We start from the raw sequence: 16099 nt of genomic DNA, 5'->3' as shown, positions 1-16099 counted from the left end.
CCCCCCCCCCCCCCCCCCCCCCCCCCCCCCCCCCCCCCCCCCCCCCCCCCCCCCCCCCCCCCCCCCCCCCCCCCCCCCCCCCCCCCCCCCCCACCGCCGTACGCCACAACACCCGCGCCCCCGGTCGCCCCCACACCCAACTCCCCTCCCCCACAAGCCTTCCCCCTTACCCGTCCTTGCCCTCGCGCCGCTGAAACCGGCGCACACCCCCTGCCCACCGCACGCTCGCGATGGCACCCTTCTTCTCGAACACCGTTTCCGCCAAAACCGTTTCCGTCGACACCCTTTCCGTCGGCGCCCTTTCCGTCGACACCGATTCCGCACCCGTACCGCACACCTCCGTACGTCCGATCCGCACCGCTCATCTGCCGGGCCGCCCCGCGCGGTCCCGTCCCCCTCGGCCGCGTCCCCCACGGGCGCGGCCCGCAGAAGGAGTTACGCGTGAGACGAACCGTTCGCGTCCTGCCGACCGTGCGTGGCATACGGACCGGCCGCCCCCTCAACTCCCGTACGGCGCTGGGCACCCTGGCAGCCGCCGGCACCCTGCTCGCCCTGGCCCTCCCCACCGGCCCGGCCTCCGCCGTCACCCCACCGGCCCCCGGCCGGCACGCCACCTCGCACACCGCCGCGCCCGCCGCCTTCTGGACCGCGGCCCGGATGCGCTCCGCCACCCCCCTGGACCTCACCTCCGGCGCCGCGAAGAAGTCCACCACCGCCGCACCCGTCCGCCGAAGCGCCCCCTTCACGGTCCTGCCCACCCTCCGGGCGAAGGCGGCGTCCCTCGCCGCCGCGCTCCCCCAGGCCGGCGGTCCGTGGACCGGCGGCGGCGCGGTCGTCAAAACAACCGGCCGGGTCTTCTTCACCTACAAGGGCCGCTCGGCGTCCTGCTCGGGTGACGCGGTGACCAGCGCCAACAAGAGCACGGTGCTCACGGCCGGGCACTGCGTCAAGCTGGAGGGCGCCTGGCACACCAACTGGGTCTTCGTGCCCGGCTACCACGACGGCCAGGCCCCGTACGGCAAGTGGCCGGCCGCCAAGACCCTCTCCACGCCCCAGTGGACGGCGAGCGAGGACATCAACTACGACGTCGGCGCGGCGGTCGTCGCCCCGCTCGACGGCAAGAAGCTCACGGACGTCGTCGGCGGGCAGGGCCTGGCCTTCAACACCGGCTACAACAAGGCGATGTACGCCTTCGGCTACCCGGCGGCCGCCCCGTACGACGGCAGCAAACTCATCTACTGCAGCGGAAACACCATCAAGGACCCGCTGTTCTCCAAGGACCACGGCCTGTCCTGCAACATGACCGGCGGGTCGAGCGGCGGCCCGTGGTTCACCTCGTTCAACGAATCCACCGGCACCGGCCTGCAGTCCTCGGTCAACAGCTTCGGCTACCAGTTCCTGCCGAACACCATGTTCGGCCCGTACTTCGGCGACGACGCCAAGAACCTCTACCAACAGGCCCAATCCACCTGACGCCCCACGCCCGCGAGTAAGCCACCCACACAAAGCCCCCCGGCCACGCGCTTGCGCGGGCCGGGGGGCCGGGGGGCCGGATGAGCTGAGCGGCGGACGAGTCGGCCGATGTACCAGTCTTCACGGGCGATCTGGACGTTCTGGAAGCCAAGACGAAGGCGCTGTCCCGGGGCGGCTCCAAGGTCCAAACCGCTGGCTCGGACGTCCACAAGTCCTTCGGCGGACTGGCCGCCTTCTACAAGGCGCCCGAGGCGGAGCAGCTATTCGGCGTCACCGAACCGGTGGAGCGCACGGCACACAACCTCAGTGACGACATACACGTCATCGCCAAGGCTCTGGGCACCTACGCCCGGGAGATCAGGCCACTGATCCACCGGCTGAAGCAGCTCAAGCAGGAAGCCGCCGATTTCCGCGACAACGAGGCCGCCGAAGACGATTGGAGCGAGGACGGCGACCTGGTCGAGGAGAACCTGGGCCGCCGCAACAAGATCGCCGAGGTCTGGGCCGCATTCCAAGAAGCCGAACGCGACTGCCACGCCAAGATAGTTGGCCTGGTCGGCGGCCATGCGCTCCACACCATCGACGGCTCCCACAAGAAGGGATACGGCTACGACGCCGAAGCCCTCAAGGCTTCCAAGAGCCTGCCCTGGGGCGAGGCGGTCGAGGAATCCGTTCCCGCATGGCAGGTGTGGGAGCACGCCTACGACTTCGCCAAGGGCTTCATCGTCGACGGCGTGGGGGGCACCATCGACGGCCTGTACACCCTGTTCGGCGGGCACGGCGGGGACGCCGCCGGCGAGGCGTGGAAAGGGCTGGCCAAGCTCTCCACCGCATTTACGATCACCACGCTGCCCATTGTGGGGCCCGCCTACGCGACGATGCCGGGGAACATGCTCCCCTCCTGGCTGCGGGACTCGCGTACCGCGGTGCTGGATACCGGCAAGGCTCTTGTGGCCTGGGACCGGTGGGAATCGAACGGCTCCCGGGCCGCCGGCGCGGTCACCTTCAACGTCGTGACCGCCGTCTTCACCCGTGGTGGCGGGGCCGCCGTGCAGGGCGCGGGCAAGGCCGGCGCGATGGCCAAGGGCCTGTCCGTCGTCAGCAAGGTGGGTAGCGCCGTCGACCCGATGACCTACGTCATTAAGGGCGCGGGCGCGGGCGTGTCGAAGGTCGGCGACGTGATGGCCCACCTCAAGGCCCTCGGCCACGTCGAGGTCCCGAAGATCTCCGACGGCGCCTACAGCCTCCCCGAGGGTGCCGCCAAGATGCCGGACGGCACGATCCATCTGCCCGAGGGCGCCGCCGTTCCGGAAGGGGCGAGCAAGCACCCGGGCGGCAGAATCAAGCTGCCCGAAGGCACCGTCACCCTCCCGCCGCACACCGTGAAGGACCCCTTCACAAGCAACTACACGGACGCCGCCGGCAACCTCTACAGCAAGGACGACGGCAGCCTCCTCCAACACGCCAAGGACGCCCCCAAGGGCACGCCCCCCGCACCCACCACGGGCGCGGACAACCCACGAATCGAGACCCCGGCCCACCAGGAGCAACGGGTCCCGGCCGGCGTCGGCGGACGGGGCGACGACGTCACCCGCGTCGGCTCGGACGTCTCCGACCCAACCCGCGCCGGCGACAACGCCGGCCACGGCAGCACCGGGCCAGGCGACAACACCCCCACGGGCCGTGCCGGCGACCACGGCGCCCCGGGCGGCAGCGCGGGCAGCCATATGCCCACGAACAACGTGGACAACGGGGCAGTCGGACCAGGCCGCACCGGCGACCACGCCCCCACGACCGGCGGCAGCCACACGGAGACGCCGTCTACGGGCGGCGGCCGCGACGTGTCTGGCGGCTCCACGACCGACAATGTGATCCCGGGCGGCACAACGGCCGACAACGCCATACCCGGCTCCGGCCACCCGGAGACCCCGGGCGCGGGCGGCCTCGACGATCTGGGCGACAGCGCCGACGACGCGGCCCATACGGGCGGCGGCCTTGAAACCGGTGCACACAGCGACGCGGCCAACATCGTGCCGGACGTCGATCCGAGCAGGTACGGCCGGGTGCCGGACGAGGTCGCGCAGACACACACGGGGCCGCTAAGGCCGGAGCAGGAAGCCGACCTTCTCGCAGAGCTCAGCCATGCAAGGCTGGATCAGGGAGATCGGGCACTTGTCTTGCGTAGTCTCAGCAAGGACCCCTACGGGGCAGGCGTTGCTGAACTCATCAACCGCGGGCATCTTCGCGGGGTGGAGAATTACGATGGGATTCTAAAGATGTGCAAGAAGGGGCCCAGTCGGAGTGATCCCCTCAGCAGCATGGTTCCAGCCGCTTACATGGCTCTTACTCATGCGACCGAGCTGCAGAGTCGAGGGTTTACGCGCCTTGGGTTCGAGTTCGGAGACGCCACGACACCGTGGGACCTGGATGTCTACACCCGAAACGCCGACGGGGGGATCGATTACGGATACCAGCTCAAAAATGTATCCAGCGCCAAGAAGGTGCTGAAGAATGCAGAGAGTTCAGCCGACCAGTTGGACTATGAGTTTATGCGGCAAGGCGTTGCCATCCTCGATGTCCATCATTCAATATCGACCTTGAAACCTCGGGTTTTTGGAGCTATGGAGGAGCTAGCAGAGGAATCCGGAGTGACATTCCTTCTACGCTTCGAGGACGGAGCAATTAAGATTCCGGCTGATGGCTCCATCTATCCGTAAGGGGAAAGAATGTCAACTCTAATGCGCGCCCCGAAGGAATGCGGATCGTGGTTCTGGGACCTCGGAGAGGTCACTCCCCCAGGACTTCAATCCGCCTTGCGTGTTGCTGCCAGAATGGTCGAAGTGCTAAATCGGTTCGACCTGCTTACTCCGGTCAGCCTGGAGTGCAAATGGTACGTACGTGGATCTGGCTTCACCGGCATCATGAGTAGGGTGTTCGTCTGCACGCCACTGGATGATCCTTCCTTGCCTGATAAGGTGCTCGGAAGCCAGCCCTCCTCCTTCCCGGACTCGAAAATCAATAGATTGCAGATTGTTGGCTCTGGCACATGGTTTGATGCTGAAGGTAAGGCACGCACGGAGCCGCGACTGGTGGATCTGTCCGTAACGACTGGCTCCTACGGACCGACAGCCACTCTCTCCGTACACCATGACATCTGGGGGTCGTTCGACTTTTCTGGCCGTCCTCACCACGAAGTGCAGGCCAGGAATGCACCGCGACTTGCGGACGCGTTGAAGGGACTCGGCTCTGCGCTCGGTGTCGCACCAGAACTCGGTGAGGCAACTTACTTCGGGGTCGCCACCGAATTCGGCATCGCGGCGCCAGATGCCGATGAAAAAGGCTTGGGCCCAAATCTGACGGACAAGCTCTGAGACCCTCACAATGAGGAATGAGGAGCCAGCGACTCGGCGTCCCGAAGGAGACTCTTCCGTGACCGTGCGGACCGCGGCCGGCCCGTCGCGAAGGTGCGTCAGGCGGGGGTGCCGCCTCTGGACGCGCTCCGGGAAGTGGCCGGGTTCCGCAGGGTGCCCGAGCTGCACGACATCGACTCGCTCGACATGCTGCAGGAGTACTCCGGCCGGCACTGAGACACCGGGTAAGCGGCCAGCGAGGCTCTCCGGCAGAGCGACCCTCCCGAGTCGGTTGCCTCGCCGCATTCCTGACCAACGCGGCTGAAACTCAAGGAAGTTCCGTGCCGACTCCGATGCGCGCACCGAGGGAATGCGGCTCATGATTCTGGGATCTTGAGAATGTAACCGCGCCAGGGCTGGAACCAGCTCTGGAGACGGTCGCACGTATCTCTGCCCTCCTGCAGGCGAACGAGGTGCTGGAACCCGCCTCCTTGGAGTAGAGCTGGTTCGAGGTGGGCAGGGGTGGCTCGGAATTCACAGTCGCCTTGGTACGGGCGTGCCAGCCGGTCGGCTACCCGTCAGCAGAGATGTGGGAGATTTCGGTGGTAGGCGTTCCGGGGGCAGCCCCTCTTCAGCTCCGGCGGGGCGGACCTTCGCAGCAGCACGATCATCACCAACTCCATGGCGAACCTGTGCGACGGGGATGGAGCACGCCGCGGCACCCCGGTTCGCCCCGGCCCTCGGAGGCATCTCACTCATCGCCCCGCGGAAAGCCAAACCTGCCGAAGCCGAGCAGCGCGCGTCCCGGATGCCGGCTGGCATAGCACACGGTGGGCCCGTTGTGCTTGGGGGCCGGCTGCCAAGGTTTCGGCTGCCTGGAGCAACCGCTGCAGCAAGTAGGGGGACTTGGCTCGGATCGTCCGGCTCCTGCGGCTGGCGTGGCAGGTCAGTGCCAGGATGTCGATGTTGGTCGCTGCGTCGCGGTCGGCCGCGCGGTCGGCGACCTGGTAACGATGACGATGGGATTCGAGGGCGTCGGCCAGGACCAGGTTGAAGCTCTCCCCATCGCCCTCGACGAGCTGAGAGAAGAGAACGACAGGCGGCGGGACGAAGCCCCAGGAGTTCGCGCATCTGGGCCGCGAGGTCGGGCTGCCCGCTCCGCGCAGGCGGAGATCGCACCGACAGACCCATCTATCCCGCTCCCAGGGGCAGCGCCTTGAGCGGTACGCAACTTCGTCATCAGGTTGGATACCCGCATGGAGCGGCTGCTCAGACGCCTCCGATGACCGCCCATCTCTGGGATTCTTCAGGGACTTTCAGCTCTGTCAGAGGTACTTTCGAGGGACTTCCCTCCGCCTCAACAGGCATAAGCCCCCGAAAGACCGGAAAGGGCCTCCGACGCAGGTCGGAGGCCCTTTCCGAGACAAAGTCCCAGGTGGCGGCGGACGAGTCGGCCTGTACGCCGGGTTCTGTCTCCCCCGGTCCTTGCGGGCCGAGGGGAGGCGGCCATCCATCTAGGGCTGTCGTTGCCGGCAGCCTCGTGCGGTCTACCCGCGGACTCGGGCGGGCAGCCCTCGGTCGTCCGCGCAGGACCATCAGCCGATGATCCCTCTTGACCTTGCTCCGGGTGGGGTTTACCGAGCCCTCCGAGTCACCTCGGAGGCTGGTGGTCTCTTACACCACCGTTTCACCCTTACCGGGACCTCGCGGTCCCGGCGGTTTGCTTTCTGTGGCACTGTCCCGCGGGTCACCCCGGGTGGGCGTTACCCACCACCCTGCCCTGTGGAGCCCGGACGTTCCTCGGGAGGACCCTCTCAGGTCCCCACGCGACCGCCCGGCCGGCTCGTCCGCCGTGCCGACCATGCTACCCGTACGCGGCGGGCGTCCTCGCGCCCCGCCTGCGGCCGCCCCACGGTGCGGTGGGCACGCGACGCGGCTTGTCACGGCGGCGCGGCTTGTCGCGCGACACGAGGGGCACGGGCCCGGCGGTCACGCGGGGACGAAGTGGACCGGGCCGTGGCCGGGGTCCGCGGTGGTGAGGCGGACGCGCAGGTGGTCGCCGAGTGGGAGGGGCGGGCCGTCCGGAGTCGTGGTGACGGTGCCGATGACGGCGGGGTCGGTGAGGTGGACGGTGCCCCGGGTGGGGTGGTCGTCGTCGAGGTCGATGACGACGGCGCCGAAGACCTCGCCGATCCGGTCGTGCAGGAACGCCGCCTCCACGAGGTCGACGCAGGCCCGCTCGACCTGGTTGGCGTGGCGGATGCCGGCCGCCATCTCGTCCGGGAGCCGGTCGAGGGCGGCGCGGGCCCAGTTGGGCGGTTCGGTGCCGGCGAAGGCGGCCAGGCACAGCTCGGAGGTGTAGCGGTCCACGAGGCGGCGCAGGGGTGCGGTGGCGTGCGCGTAGGGGGCGGCGACGGCGGCGTGCAGCGCGCGGGCGGTCGGCGGCGCGGTGCCGTCGAAGGCGGTGTAGCCGGCGCCGCGCAGCAGCGTGGTGCACTCCTGGAGGAACGCGGCGTGGCGGGGGCGGCGGGGGTCCAGGGAGCGGACGAGGCCGGCGTAGGACGTGTGGTGGGGCCAGTCGACGCCGAGCGCGTGGGCGGTGCGCCGCAGGCGGGCGACCGAGCCGTCCGGGGCGGTGGGCAGCGTGCGGAGGATGCCGGTGCCGGCGGCGAGCATGAGGTCGGCGGCGGCCATGCCGGTGAGCAGGGAGATCTGCGCGTTCCAGCCGTCGACCGGGAGCGGGGCGCGGTAGGCGAGGCGGTAGCGGCCGTGGCGCCGGGTGATGCGCTGTTCGGGGACGTGGAGGGAGATCGCGCCGCGGGCCACTTCCCGCTCCTCGCGGAGCAGCCCGATGTCGCGGAGCAGCGCGAGGGGCTCCTCGGCGGTGCCGTCGTCGATGATCCGCTGGACGCCGTCGTAGTCGAGCCGGGCCCGGGAGCGGACCAGGGCGCGGCGTACGGAGGTGGCGGTCAGGGCGCCGTGCGCGTCGAGGTCGTGCTGCCACAGGACGGCGGGCCGGTCCTGGTCGGGCAGCAGGCTGGCGGCGCCCTCGCTGAGCGTCGGCGGATGCAGCGGGATCCGTTCGTCGGGCAGATACAGGGTGGTGACGCGGTGGTGGGCCTCGGCGTCCAGGGCGCCTCCGGGGGTCACGAAGGAGGCGACGTCGGCGATGGCGTAGTGGACGCGGAAGCCGCCGCCGGGCCGCCGGGCCAGGAAGAGTGCCTGGTCGAGGTCGCGGGCGCCGGGCGGGTCGATGGTGAAGAGAGGGAGGTCGGTGGCGTCGTCGAGGGTGTGCTCGGTCGCCACGGCGCCGTCGCCGGCGGGGATGCGGGGGGCGCGGGCCGCGCTGTCCGCCTCGGCCTGTGCGGTGGGCGGGAAGTGGTCCGGGATCTCCAGTTCGCCGCGCAGCTCCCGCAACGCGGCGCGCAGCGGTGCCTCGGCTGCGTCGGTCACATGCATATGGCGACGGGGCATGAAACCGAGCGTATGGCGGCGGGGCGCTCGCGGCGCGGCGTGGGGGGCGGGCGGGTCGTGGGGTGGGAGCGGGGGCGGGAGCTGGGGGCTGCGGGCGGGAGCGGCAAGCGGGGGCGGGGGCGGGCGGCCCCGGCCGCGGGTCTCAGGCCGCGGGCCGCGGGTTCTCGTTCCGCCTCGCGCAGGCTCTACGCTTTCGGCGGGGCCGCACCCCCGCCCGTACCGCCGTGAAGGAGATCGTCGTGCTCGTGCTGTTGCCGCCGTCCGAAGGGAAGGCCGCGGGAGGGGCCGGGGCGCCGCTGGACCTTCAGTCGCTGTCGCTGCCGGGGCTGGGCGCGGCGCGCGCGGCGGTGCTGGAGGAACTGGTCGAACTGTGCGCGGCCGACGAGGACAAGGCCCGCGAGGTGCTCGGGCTGAGCGAGGGGCTGCGCGGCGAGGTCGCCAAGAACGCGGGCCTGCGCACCGCCGCGACCCGCCCGGCCGGCGAGATCTACACCGGGGTCCTCTACGACGCCCTCGGGCTCGCCTCCCTGGACGCGGCGGCGCGACGGCTGGCCGACCGGTCCCTGCTGGTCTTCTCGGGCCTGTGGGGCGCCGTGCGGATCGGGGACCGGATTCCGTCCTACCGCTGCTCGATGGGCGTGAAACTGCCCGCGCTGGGCGCGCTGGGCGCCTACTGGCGGGCGCCGATGGCCGAGGTGCTGCCGGCGGCCGCCGGGGACGGTCTGGTGCTGGATCTGCGGTCGGCGGCGTACGCGTCGGCGTGGAAGCCCAAGGGCGAGGTCGCCGGGCGGACCGCGACGGTGCGGGTGCTCCAGTCGAAGATCGTGGACGGGGTGGAGAAGCGGTCGGTGGTCAGCCATTTCAACAAGGCGACCAAGGGCCGGATGGTGCGCGACCTGCTGACGGCGGGCGCCGTTCCGGCCGGGCCCGCCGAGCTGGTGGACGCGCTGCGCGACCTGGGTTACGCGGTGGAGGCCGAGGCCCCGGCGAAGGCCGGCAAGGCGTGGGCGCTGGATGTCGTCGTGACGGAGCTGTGAGACGCCGCTGAGGCGCCGCTGAGGCGTCGGCCCGGGCGCCCGCGGCCGGTCGGCCGGTTGGTGGGCCGGCTGGTTCGGTTGCGGCATGTGCAACGTCCGTTGCGGAGCGTGGGCGCCGGGCGGAGCATGGGCGGCGTGACCAGCGCCGCCGCCTCGCCCCCGCCCGCCCCGTCCCGCCCCGCCCTCATCCCGTCGTCGATCCTCGGGCTCGCCCCCGTCCTCCCGGTGGTCGTCCTGCACGAGGCCGCCGACGCCGTGCCGCTCGCCCGGGCGCTGGTGGCGGGCGGCCTGCCGGCGATCGAGATGACGCTGCGCACGCCCGCCGCGCTGGACGCGATCCGCGCCATCGCCGACGAGGTCCCGGACGCGGTCGTCGGCGCCGGTACGGTCCTCTCCCCCGCGCAGGCCGCCGCGGCCCGCGCGGCCGGTGCGCGATTCCTGGTCAGCCCCGGCTGGTCGCCGCGGCTGCTGGGCGCGATGCGGGAGAGCGGGCTGCCGTTCCTGCCGGGCGTCTCGACGGCTTCGGAGGTGATGACGCTGCTCGACGAGGGCGTCGGCGAGCTGAAGTTCTTCCCCGCCGAGGCGGCGGGCGGCGCCGCCTACCTCCGGGCGCTGGCCGGGCCGCTGCCACACGCCCGGTTCTGCCCCACCGGCGGCATCGGCCGGTCGTCGGCGCCGTCGTATCTGGCGCTGCCGAACGTGGACTGCGTCGGCGGTACGTGGATGCTCCCGGCCGGCGCGCTGGCCACGAAGGACTGGGGGCGGGTGCGGGACCTGGCCCGGGAAGCGGCGGCCCTGCGGGCCGGATGAGGTCCGTGGCCGGGCCTACGGCGACGGGCCCGGCACACCAGGGGTGCGCCGGGCCCGTCCGCACACGAGGTGCCCCGGACGTCGGGCGTCCTACCGCAGGTGGGACGTGTCGTTCAGCAGCCGCAGCGAGGCGTTGCCGTCGGCGTAGTACGCGATGGCCGACAGCGACGCCGCGGACAGCTCCATACGGAACAGCGACTCCGGCGGGGCGCCGAGCGCCAGCCGGACCAGCGTCTTGACCGGCGTGACGTGCGTGACGACCAGCACGGTGCGGCCCGCGTACCGGGCGATGAGCTTGTCCCGGGCCACCGCGACCCGGCGGGCGACCGCCGCGAACGACTCGCCGCCGGTCGGCGCCGCCTTGGCGGAGGCCAGCCAGGCGTCGAGGTCGGCGGGGAAACGCTCGCGGACCTCGCCGAAGGTCAGGCCCTCCCAGGCCCCGAAATCCGTCTCGCGCAGCGCCTCGTCGGTACGGACCTCCAGGCCGAGCCGGGCCGCGATGGCCTGGGCGGTCTCCTGGCAACGGCGCAGCGGTGAGCTGACGACGGCCTGGACGGTGCCGCGGGCGGCGAGCGCGGCGGCGGTCGCCTCGGCCTGCCGGCGGCCGACGTCCGACAGCGCCGGGTCGCTGCCGCCGCTGCCGGAGAAGCGCTTCTCGGCCGTCAGCGGCGTCTCGCCGTGCCGCAGCAGGACGAAGGTCGCCGGTACGCCGAGATCGGCGGAGGCCCAGCCGACCGGCGGGGTGCGGGTCGCCGTCGACTCCGCCGCGGCCTCGGCGGCCTCGTCGGCGGCACGCGCGGCGGTGGAGCGGGCGGGCGCGGCGGCGAGCTGCGCGCGGGAGTCGCGCGGCTCCCACTGCTTGCCGATCTTGCCTGCGTCCATCGCCTCGTTGGCGAGCCGGTCGGCGTGCTTGTTCTTCTCCCGCGGGATCCACTCGTAGGTGACCTGGGCGGGCGGGAAGACGGTCTTGGCCTCGGCGGCCAGCGGCTTCATGTCCGGGTGCTTGATCTTCCAGCGGCCCGACATCTGCTCGACGACCAGCTTGGAGTCCATCCGCACCCGGACGCGCGCGCCCGGGTCGAGGGCGCGGGCGGCCCGCAGGCCGGCGACCAGGCCCTTGTACTCGGCGACGTTGTTGGTCGCGGTGCCGATGTACTCGGCGGCCTCGGCCAGTGTCTCGCCGGTCGCCGGGTCCAGGACGACCGCGCCGTAGCCGGCCGGCCCCGGGTTGCCCCGGGACCCGCCGTCCGCTTCGACGATGAACGTACGGGCCATGGCCTACAGACCCGAGTCGGGCGTGCGGACCAGGATGCGGTGGCAGTTCTCGCACCGCAGGACCTCGTCGGCGGGGGCCGCCCGCACGTCGTTGACCTCGGTGATGTTCAGCTCCAGGCGGCAGCCCTCGCAGCGGCGCTGGAAGAGGCGGGCCGCGCCGACGCCGCCCTCCTTGGTGCGGATCTTGTCGTAGAGCTTCAGCAGGTCGGCCGGGATGTCGGCGACGGTCAGCTCGCGCTCCTTGGTGGCCGTGGCGGCCTCGGCGTCGATCTCGGCGTAGGCCGCGTCGCGGCGGGCGGCGGCGTCGTCGACCTTGGCCTGGATGGACTCGACCCGGCCGGTGAGCTCGGCGGCCCGCTCCTGGGCGGCCTCGCGGCGCTCCATGACCTCCAGGACGACGTCCTCCAGGTCGCTCTGGCGCTTGGCCAGCGAGATCAGTTCGCGCTGGAGGCTCTCCAGGTCCTTGGGCGAGGTGACGGCCCCGGAGTCCAGGCGCTTCTGGTCGCGGGCGGCGCGCTGGCGCACCTGGTCCACGTCCTGCTCCGCCTTGGTCTGCTCGCGGGCGGTGTCGCTCTCCTCGGTCTGGGCGGCGACGAGCAGGTCGCGCTGCTGGGTGAGGTCGGCCTCCAGTGCCTGGAGCTCGGCGAGCTCGGGCAGGTTCTTGCGCCGGTGCGCGAGCTGCGACAGGCGGACGTCGAGTGCCTGGACGTCGAGGAGGCGGATCTGGTCGGCGGGCGCGGCGTTCAGCGTGGGGCTCCTGTTGTGTTCGTCGGGGTGAAGTGCGGGGCGGACGCCGCGTGGGCGGTCCAGGGGTCGGTGACCGTACGGGAGACATGCGTGCGCAGGCCCCAGCCGTGCCGGTCGGAGACCGCGTCGAGCTGGGCCGCGGCCTGCTCGCACCAGGGCCATTCGGTGGCCCAGTGGGCGGCGTCGAGCAGCGCCGGCGGGGTGCTCCCGGTGGTCTGGGTGGCCTCGGAGGCCGGGTGGTGCCGCAGGTCGGCGGTGAGGAACGCGTCCACGCCGGCGGCGCGTACGGCGTCGAAGAGGCTGTCGCCCGAGCCGCCGGAGACGGCGAGGGTGCGGATCTCGCGGCGCGGGTCGCCGGCCGCCCGGATGCCCTGGGCGGTGGCCGGCAGCCGGGCCGCGGTGTGGGCGGCGAGGTCGGCCAGGCTCATCGGATGCTGCAGTTCGCAGATCCGCCCCAGGCCGCGGCGGCCCGCCGGGTCGGTCGCATCCGGCACGAGGGGGCCGCAGACGCGCAGGTCGAGGGCGCCGGCCAGGGCGTCGGAGACGCCGGGGTCGGCGGTGTCGGCGTTGGTGTGCGCGACGTGCAGCGCGATGTCGTGCTTGATGAGCGTGTGCACGACCTTGCCCTTGACGGTCGACGCGGCGACCGTCGTCGTGCCACGCAGATAGAGCGGGTGGTGCGTGACCAGGAGGTCGGCGCCGAGCTCCACGGCCTCGTCGGCGATCTCCTGGACGGGGTCGACGGCGAACAGCACGCGGCGGACCTCGTTGCCGGGGTCCCCGCAGACGGGGCCTACGGCGTCCCACTCTTCGGCCCGCTCCGGGGGCCAGAGGGCGTCGAGCGCGGCGAGGACTTCAGACAGTGCGGGCACGGGTGGAAGGTTACCTCTCACCCGTGCCCCGGCGACGAGTCGCGTACCCGCCCTGTGCATAACCCGCCACGTGCCGCGCGTGCACCACCCGCGCCCCGCCCAGCACAACCGGCCCGCCCGGTACCGGCGAACCGGACAATCGCCATCCTTATGCGTGAAGTGCGGCAACTTGCGTTGATCGGCCGGGAGTACGAAAACTAGCTTCGGTGCTGACTGGAGGTGACCACCAGATGACGATCTGTGCCACTGAGGACGCACCGGCGGTCGGCAGTCCGCACCGCGCGGCGCTGACGATCGCCGCCGACGGCTCGTACGCCGCCCGGCTCGCCCGTCACGACGACGCCGCCGGGAGCTGGTTTCCGGAGCGGTGGACGATCGGCGGCCCCGAGCCGTACGCCGTGCCGCTGGCGGGCAGCCAGCCCGAGGAGCCGGACACCGAACTGCTGCCGCTCCCGGACGGCCGGGTGCTGATCCTGCGCCGGGTCGCCGACCACTTCGCCCTGTCGCTGCTCTACCCCACGGGGCCGGGGACCGGCGAGATTCCCCTCGGCGCCGTGGCCGCGCCCGGGCTGACCCTGCTGCCGCCCGTCCCGGGCGGGACGCGCGCGTACGCCCTGGCACCCGGCGCGCACAGCACCGCGCTGTGGCTGGTGCACGGCGGCGCGGGCGGCCCCGAGCTGATCACCGAGCTGTCGGGGCGGTGTGCGGGCGGTGTGTGGCTGGATCGCGGCGGGCGGCTGCTGGCCCTGGACCGGGAGTGGGAGGGCCGGACCAAGACCGTGGTGGTCGACCTCCAGCGCGGCGGCGAGGCCGGTCCGCTGCTCCAGATCACCGAGGAGAGCAACGACCGGCTGCTGCTGGCCGATCCGGACAGCGGGCTGTTGCTCGTACGGTCGGACGCGCCGGGGCATGACCGGCTGGGCTGGGGCGTGCTCGGCAGCGGTCTGCCGGTGCGCTTCCCCGAATGCCTGCGGCCGGCGGGCTTCGCCGCGGCGGACGGCGAGCGCGGCGGGGCCGATGGCGGGGCCGGGGGCCGGGGAGGTGTGACGGTGACGCCGTTCGCGGTGCAGCCGGGGCAGATCCTGATGCCGGAGAGCTGCGCGGTGGCCCTGCGGATCGACGCCGCGAGCGGCACCTGGCTCGGCGTATGGCGGCCCGCGGGACGGCGGTTGCGGCAGTTGCCGGCGCCGGAGGGCTGGCTGGCGGGGGCCGGCCTGTGGACGGCGGGCGGCGAACTGCTGCTGCCGTACGCGACGGAGACGGTGCCGTGCGGGGTGGCGCGGATGGCCGTACCACTGGAGCCGGAGCTGCGGACGGTTCCGGGGAAGGGCGCGACGGGGACGGGCCCGACGGCGGCGGACACGACGAGGCCGGACACAACAGCGGTGGGCGCGGCGGGGCCGGGCATGACGACGGTGGGCACGGCGAGAACGGGCACCGGGGCGGCAGTGGGGCCGGACGTCAGAGCAGGTGTCGGTGCGGACGTCGGGCCCGGCCTCGGGGCGGATGCCGGAGCCGGTGTCAGGGTCTACGTCAGGGAAGCCGTGCCGGTCGGCCCCGGGGCGGGCGCCGGGATTGTCCCAGCCACCGAGGATGCCGACACCGGGGTCACAGGATCCACACATCCTCAATGGCCGACCGGGGAACCGCGCGACGCCTCGGCGCATCCCCGAATGTGCAGGCCAGTGCCCTTGCAGCAGGCACCCATGGCGGCCCGGGAGGCCCGGTGGAGCACGATTTCCCGCCCCGATAGAATTCGGGTGGGGGCTACGCAGCCGGTTGACCCGGCCACCAGAGGTGCCGTCAGGGCATGGCCCTGGGGGGCCGAGGAGGTCCCGCGCGTACAGCAGTAAGCGATCTGACGGAGTGACGTTTTCCATGTCCGAAGCCCGAACCGAATCGACCCAGGCGCGCCCTCAGGAGGCATCCGCCCAGGCCGTCACGGCCGCCGGCGCCGGCAGGCACCGTGGCCCGGCCGCCACGGAGGAGGCCAGGGTCGCGGCCAACGGCCGGCACCGCCGGGAGGAGCAGGCCCGGGCGGCGTGACCCATGACGGCCGCGGCCACGGCCGTCACGCGTGTCCGAGCCCCAGCACCTCGGCCGCCGCGAACGTCTCGTTCGCGGGGCGCCCCGCGTAGTACGGCGTCAGCAGCTCGTCCAGCTCCTGGTAGCTGAAACGGTCCTTGGCGGTGTCGAACTTGGCGGCGATCCGCGGGCGTTCGGCGACGGCGACCATGCCGCCGTGCACGACCAGGAGCTGGCCGTTGACGCCGGCCGCGGCGGGCGAGGCCAGATAGCCGACGAGCGGCGCGACGTGCTCGGGCGCGAGCGGGTCGGGCCGGCCGTCCTCGGGGACCGCGAAGCCGGCGAAGACGTCCTCGGTCATCCGGGTGCGGGCCCGCGGGCAGATGGCGTTGGCGGTGACCCCGTACTTGGCCAGTGCCAGGGCCGTGGAGGTGGTGAGGCCGACGATGCCGCCCTTGGCCGCGGCGTAGTTGGGCTGTCCGGCGGAGCCCGCGAGGAACGCCTCGGAGGAGGTGTTGATGACGCGTCCGTGGACCGGACCGCCGGCCGCCTTGGCGCGGGCGCGCCAGTGGGCCGCCGCGAAGTGGGTGGTGTTGAAGTGGCCCTTGAGGTGGACGCGGATGACCGAGTCCCACTCGTCCTCGCTCATGGAGAAGACCATCCGGTCGCGCAGGATGCCCGCGTTGTTGACCAGGATGTCGAGCTGTCCGTAGCGGGTGACGGCCAGGTCGACCATCGCGCGGGCCTGGGCGAAGTCGGCGACGTCGCCGAGGTGGGCGACGGCCTGCCCGCCGGCCGCGCGGATCTCGGCGGCGACCTCCTCGGCGGGCGCCGCGGACGCCTCGCCCGAGCCGTCCCGGCCCGGCTGCCCGAAGTCGTTGACGACGACGCGGGCGCCCAGCTTGGCCAGTTCCACGGCCTCGGCGCGGCCCAGGCCCCGCCCGGCGCCGGTGACGAGGGCGGTCAGGCCGTCCAGTGGCTGTGCCATTGCTGTCCTCTCGGATCGCGGTACGGCATCGAGCCGCTGCCGGGGCAG

The 16099-nt window shown here is 72.3% G+C and carries 13 protein-coding genes and 1 other RNA gene; 7 read left to right on the top strand and 7 right to left on the bottom strand.

Annotation, left to right across the window (positions count from 1 at the left end):
- The first annotated feature begins 441 nt into the window (after nt 1–441).
- The 3 genes from ACZ45Z_RS07080 (at nt 442) to ACZ45Z_RS07070 (ending at nt 4844) form a co-directional block, all read left to right on the top strand.
- The gene (locus tag ACZ45Z_RS07080; RefSeq protein WP_468357306.1) at nt 442–1473 is read left to right on the top strand and encodes a trypsin-like serine peptidase; all 1032 of its coding nucleotides are present in this window, start codon (nt 442–444) and stop codon (nt 1471–1473) included.
- A 281-nt stretch (nt 1474–1754) separates the two neighbouring features.
- The gene (locus ACZ45Z_RS07075) at nt 1755–4190 is read left to right on the top strand and encodes a hypothetical protein (protein ID WP_468357303.1); all 2436 of its coding nucleotides are present in this window, start codon (nt 1755–1757) and stop codon (nt 4188–4190) included.
- 21 nt (nt 4191–4211) lie between these two features.
- The gene (locus ACZ45Z_RS07070; protein ID WP_468357300.1) at nt 4212–4844 is read left to right on the top strand and encodes a hypothetical protein; all 633 of its coding nucleotides are present in this window, start codon (nt 4212–4214) and stop codon (nt 4842–4844) included.
- Nucleotides 4845–5578: 734 nt separating this feature from the next.
- Here ACZ45Z_RS07070 and ACZ45Z_RS07065 read toward each other — a convergent pair.
- The 3 genes from ACZ45Z_RS07065 to ACZ45Z_RS07055 all read right to left on the bottom strand — a co-directional run bounded on the left by ACZ45Z_RS07065 (nt 5579) and on the right by ACZ45Z_RS07055 (nt 8297).
- Nucleotides 5579–5989 carry an Imm49 family immunity protein gene (locus tag ACZ45Z_RS07065; RefSeq protein WP_468357432.1) on the bottom strand — a complete coding sequence of 137 codons (411 nt, stop codon included), beginning with the start codon at nt 5987–5989 and terminating at the stop codon, nt 5579–5581.
- 276 nt (nt 5990–6265) lie between these two features.
- Nucleotides 6266–6669, bottom strand: an RNA gene (gene rnpB / locus ACZ45Z_RS07060) — RNase P RNA component class A.
- Between the two features lie 143 nt (nt 6670–6812).
- The gene (locus ACZ45Z_RS07055) at nt 6813–8297 is read right to left on the bottom strand and encodes an RNB domain-containing ribonuclease (protein ID WP_468357297.1); all 1485 of its coding nucleotides are present in this window, start codon (nt 8295–8297) and stop codon (nt 6813–6815) included.
- 239 nt (nt 8298–8536) lie between these two features.
- Between ACZ45Z_RS07055 and yaaA the strand changes: the two genes are divergently transcribed.
- Together yaaA and eda are read left to right on the top strand one after the other, a co-directional pair.
- The gene (gene yaaA / locus ACZ45Z_RS07050) at nt 8537–9334 is read left to right on the top strand and encodes a peroxide stress protein YaaA (RefSeq protein ID WP_468357294.1); all 798 of its coding nucleotides are present in this window, start codon (nt 8537–8539) and stop codon (nt 9332–9334) included.
- A 126-nt stretch (nt 9335–9460) separates the two neighbouring features.
- A complete protein-coding gene (eda, locus tag ACZ45Z_RS07045; RefSeq protein ID WP_468357291.1) occupies nt 9461–10144 on the top strand; it encodes a bifunctional 4-hydroxy-2-oxoglutarate aldolase/2-dehydro-3-deoxy-phosphogluconate aldolase in 684 nt (227 codons plus the stop codon).
- A 90-nt stretch (nt 10145–10234) separates the two neighbouring features.
- Here the strand turns inward: eda and ACZ45Z_RS07040 are convergent, their stop codons facing one another.
- Genes ACZ45Z_RS07040 through ACZ45Z_RS07030 form a run of 3 tightly spaced genes read right to left on the bottom strand, consistent with a single transcriptional unit; the run spans nt 10235 to nt 13038 of the window.
- On the bottom strand, nt 10235–11419 hold the full coding sequence (locus ACZ45Z_RS07040; protein ID WP_468357288.1) for a bifunctional RNase H/acid phosphatase: 1185 nt from the start codon (nt 11417–11419) through the stop codon (nt 10235–10237).
- A gap of 3 nt (nt 11420–11422) precedes the next feature.
- Nucleotides 11423–12166, bottom strand: a complete 744-nt coding sequence (locus tag ACZ45Z_RS07035; RefSeq protein WP_468357429.1) for a zinc ribbon domain-containing protein — start codon at nt 12164–12166, stop codon at nt 11423–11425.
- The gene (locus tag ACZ45Z_RS07030) at nt 12163–13038 is read right to left on the bottom strand and encodes a Nif3-like dinuclear metal center hexameric protein (protein WP_468357286.1); all 876 of its coding nucleotides are present in this window, start codon (nt 13036–13038) and stop codon (nt 12163–12165) included. The genes ACZ45Z_RS07035 and ACZ45Z_RS07030 overlap by 4 nt, the downstream gene beginning before the upstream one ends.
- A gap of 230 nt (nt 13039–13268) precedes the next feature.
- Between ACZ45Z_RS07030 and ACZ45Z_RS07025 the strand changes: the two genes are divergently transcribed.
- Together ACZ45Z_RS07025 and ACZ45Z_RS07020 are read left to right on the top strand one after the other, a co-directional pair.
- Nucleotides 13269–14891 (top strand): TFIIB-type zinc ribbon-containing protein, encoded by a 1623-nt coding sequence (locus ACZ45Z_RS07025; RefSeq protein WP_468357283.1) that lies wholly within the window; start codon nt 13269–13271, stop codon nt 14889–14891.
- Between the two features lie 25 nt (nt 14892–14916).
- Nucleotides 14917–15084: a hypothetical protein gene (locus ACZ45Z_RS07020; RefSeq protein ID WP_468357280.1), complete on the top strand. Its 168-nt coding sequence runs from the start codon at nt 14917–14919 to the stop codon at nt 15082–15084.
- A 25-nt stretch (nt 15085–15109) separates the two neighbouring features.
- Here the strand turns inward: ACZ45Z_RS07020 and ACZ45Z_RS07015 are convergent, their stop codons facing one another.
- Nucleotides 15110–16051, bottom strand: coding sequence for a 3-oxoacyl-ACP reductase (locus ACZ45Z_RS07015; protein ID WP_468357278.1), 942 nt, complete (start codon nt 16049–16051; stop codon nt 15110–15112).
- Nucleotides 16052–16099 lie beyond the last annotated feature (48 nt).

It is taken from the genome of Streptomyces sp. NPDC031210, from assembly GCF_055570395.1.
The sequence above is the reverse complement of the archived record's forward strand: the minus strand, read 5'-3'. Positions and strand labels throughout refer to the sequence as shown.

Coding starts and splice junctions, on each gene's coding strand:
- ACZ45Z_RS07070 (WP_468357300.1), top strand. CDS start 4,212: ATGCGCGCCCCGAAGGAATGCGGATCGTGGTTCTGGGACCTCGGAGAG.
- ACZ45Z_RS07020 (WP_468357280.1), top strand. CDS start 14,917: ATGTCCGAAGCCCGAACCGAATCGACCCAGGCGCGCCCTCAGGAGGCA.
- ACZ45Z_RS07055 (WP_468357297.1), bottom strand. CDS start 8,297: ATGCCCCGTCGCCATATGCATGTGACCGACGCAGCCGAGGCACCGCTG.
- ACZ45Z_RS07040 (WP_468357288.1), bottom strand. CDS start 11,419: ATGGCCCGTACGTTCATCGTCGAAGCGGACGGCGGGTCCCGGGGCAAC.
- eda (WP_468357291.1), top strand. CDS start 9,461: ATGGGCGGCGTGACCAGCGCCGCCGCCTCGCCCCCGCCCGCCCCGTCC.
- ACZ45Z_RS07015 (WP_468357278.1), bottom strand. CDS start 16,051: ATGGCACAGCCACTGGACGGCCTGACCGCCCTCGTCACCGGCGCCGGG.
- ACZ45Z_RS07025 (WP_468357283.1), top strand. CDS start 13,269: ATGACGATCTGTGCCACTGAGGACGCACCGGCGGTCGGCAGTCCGCAC.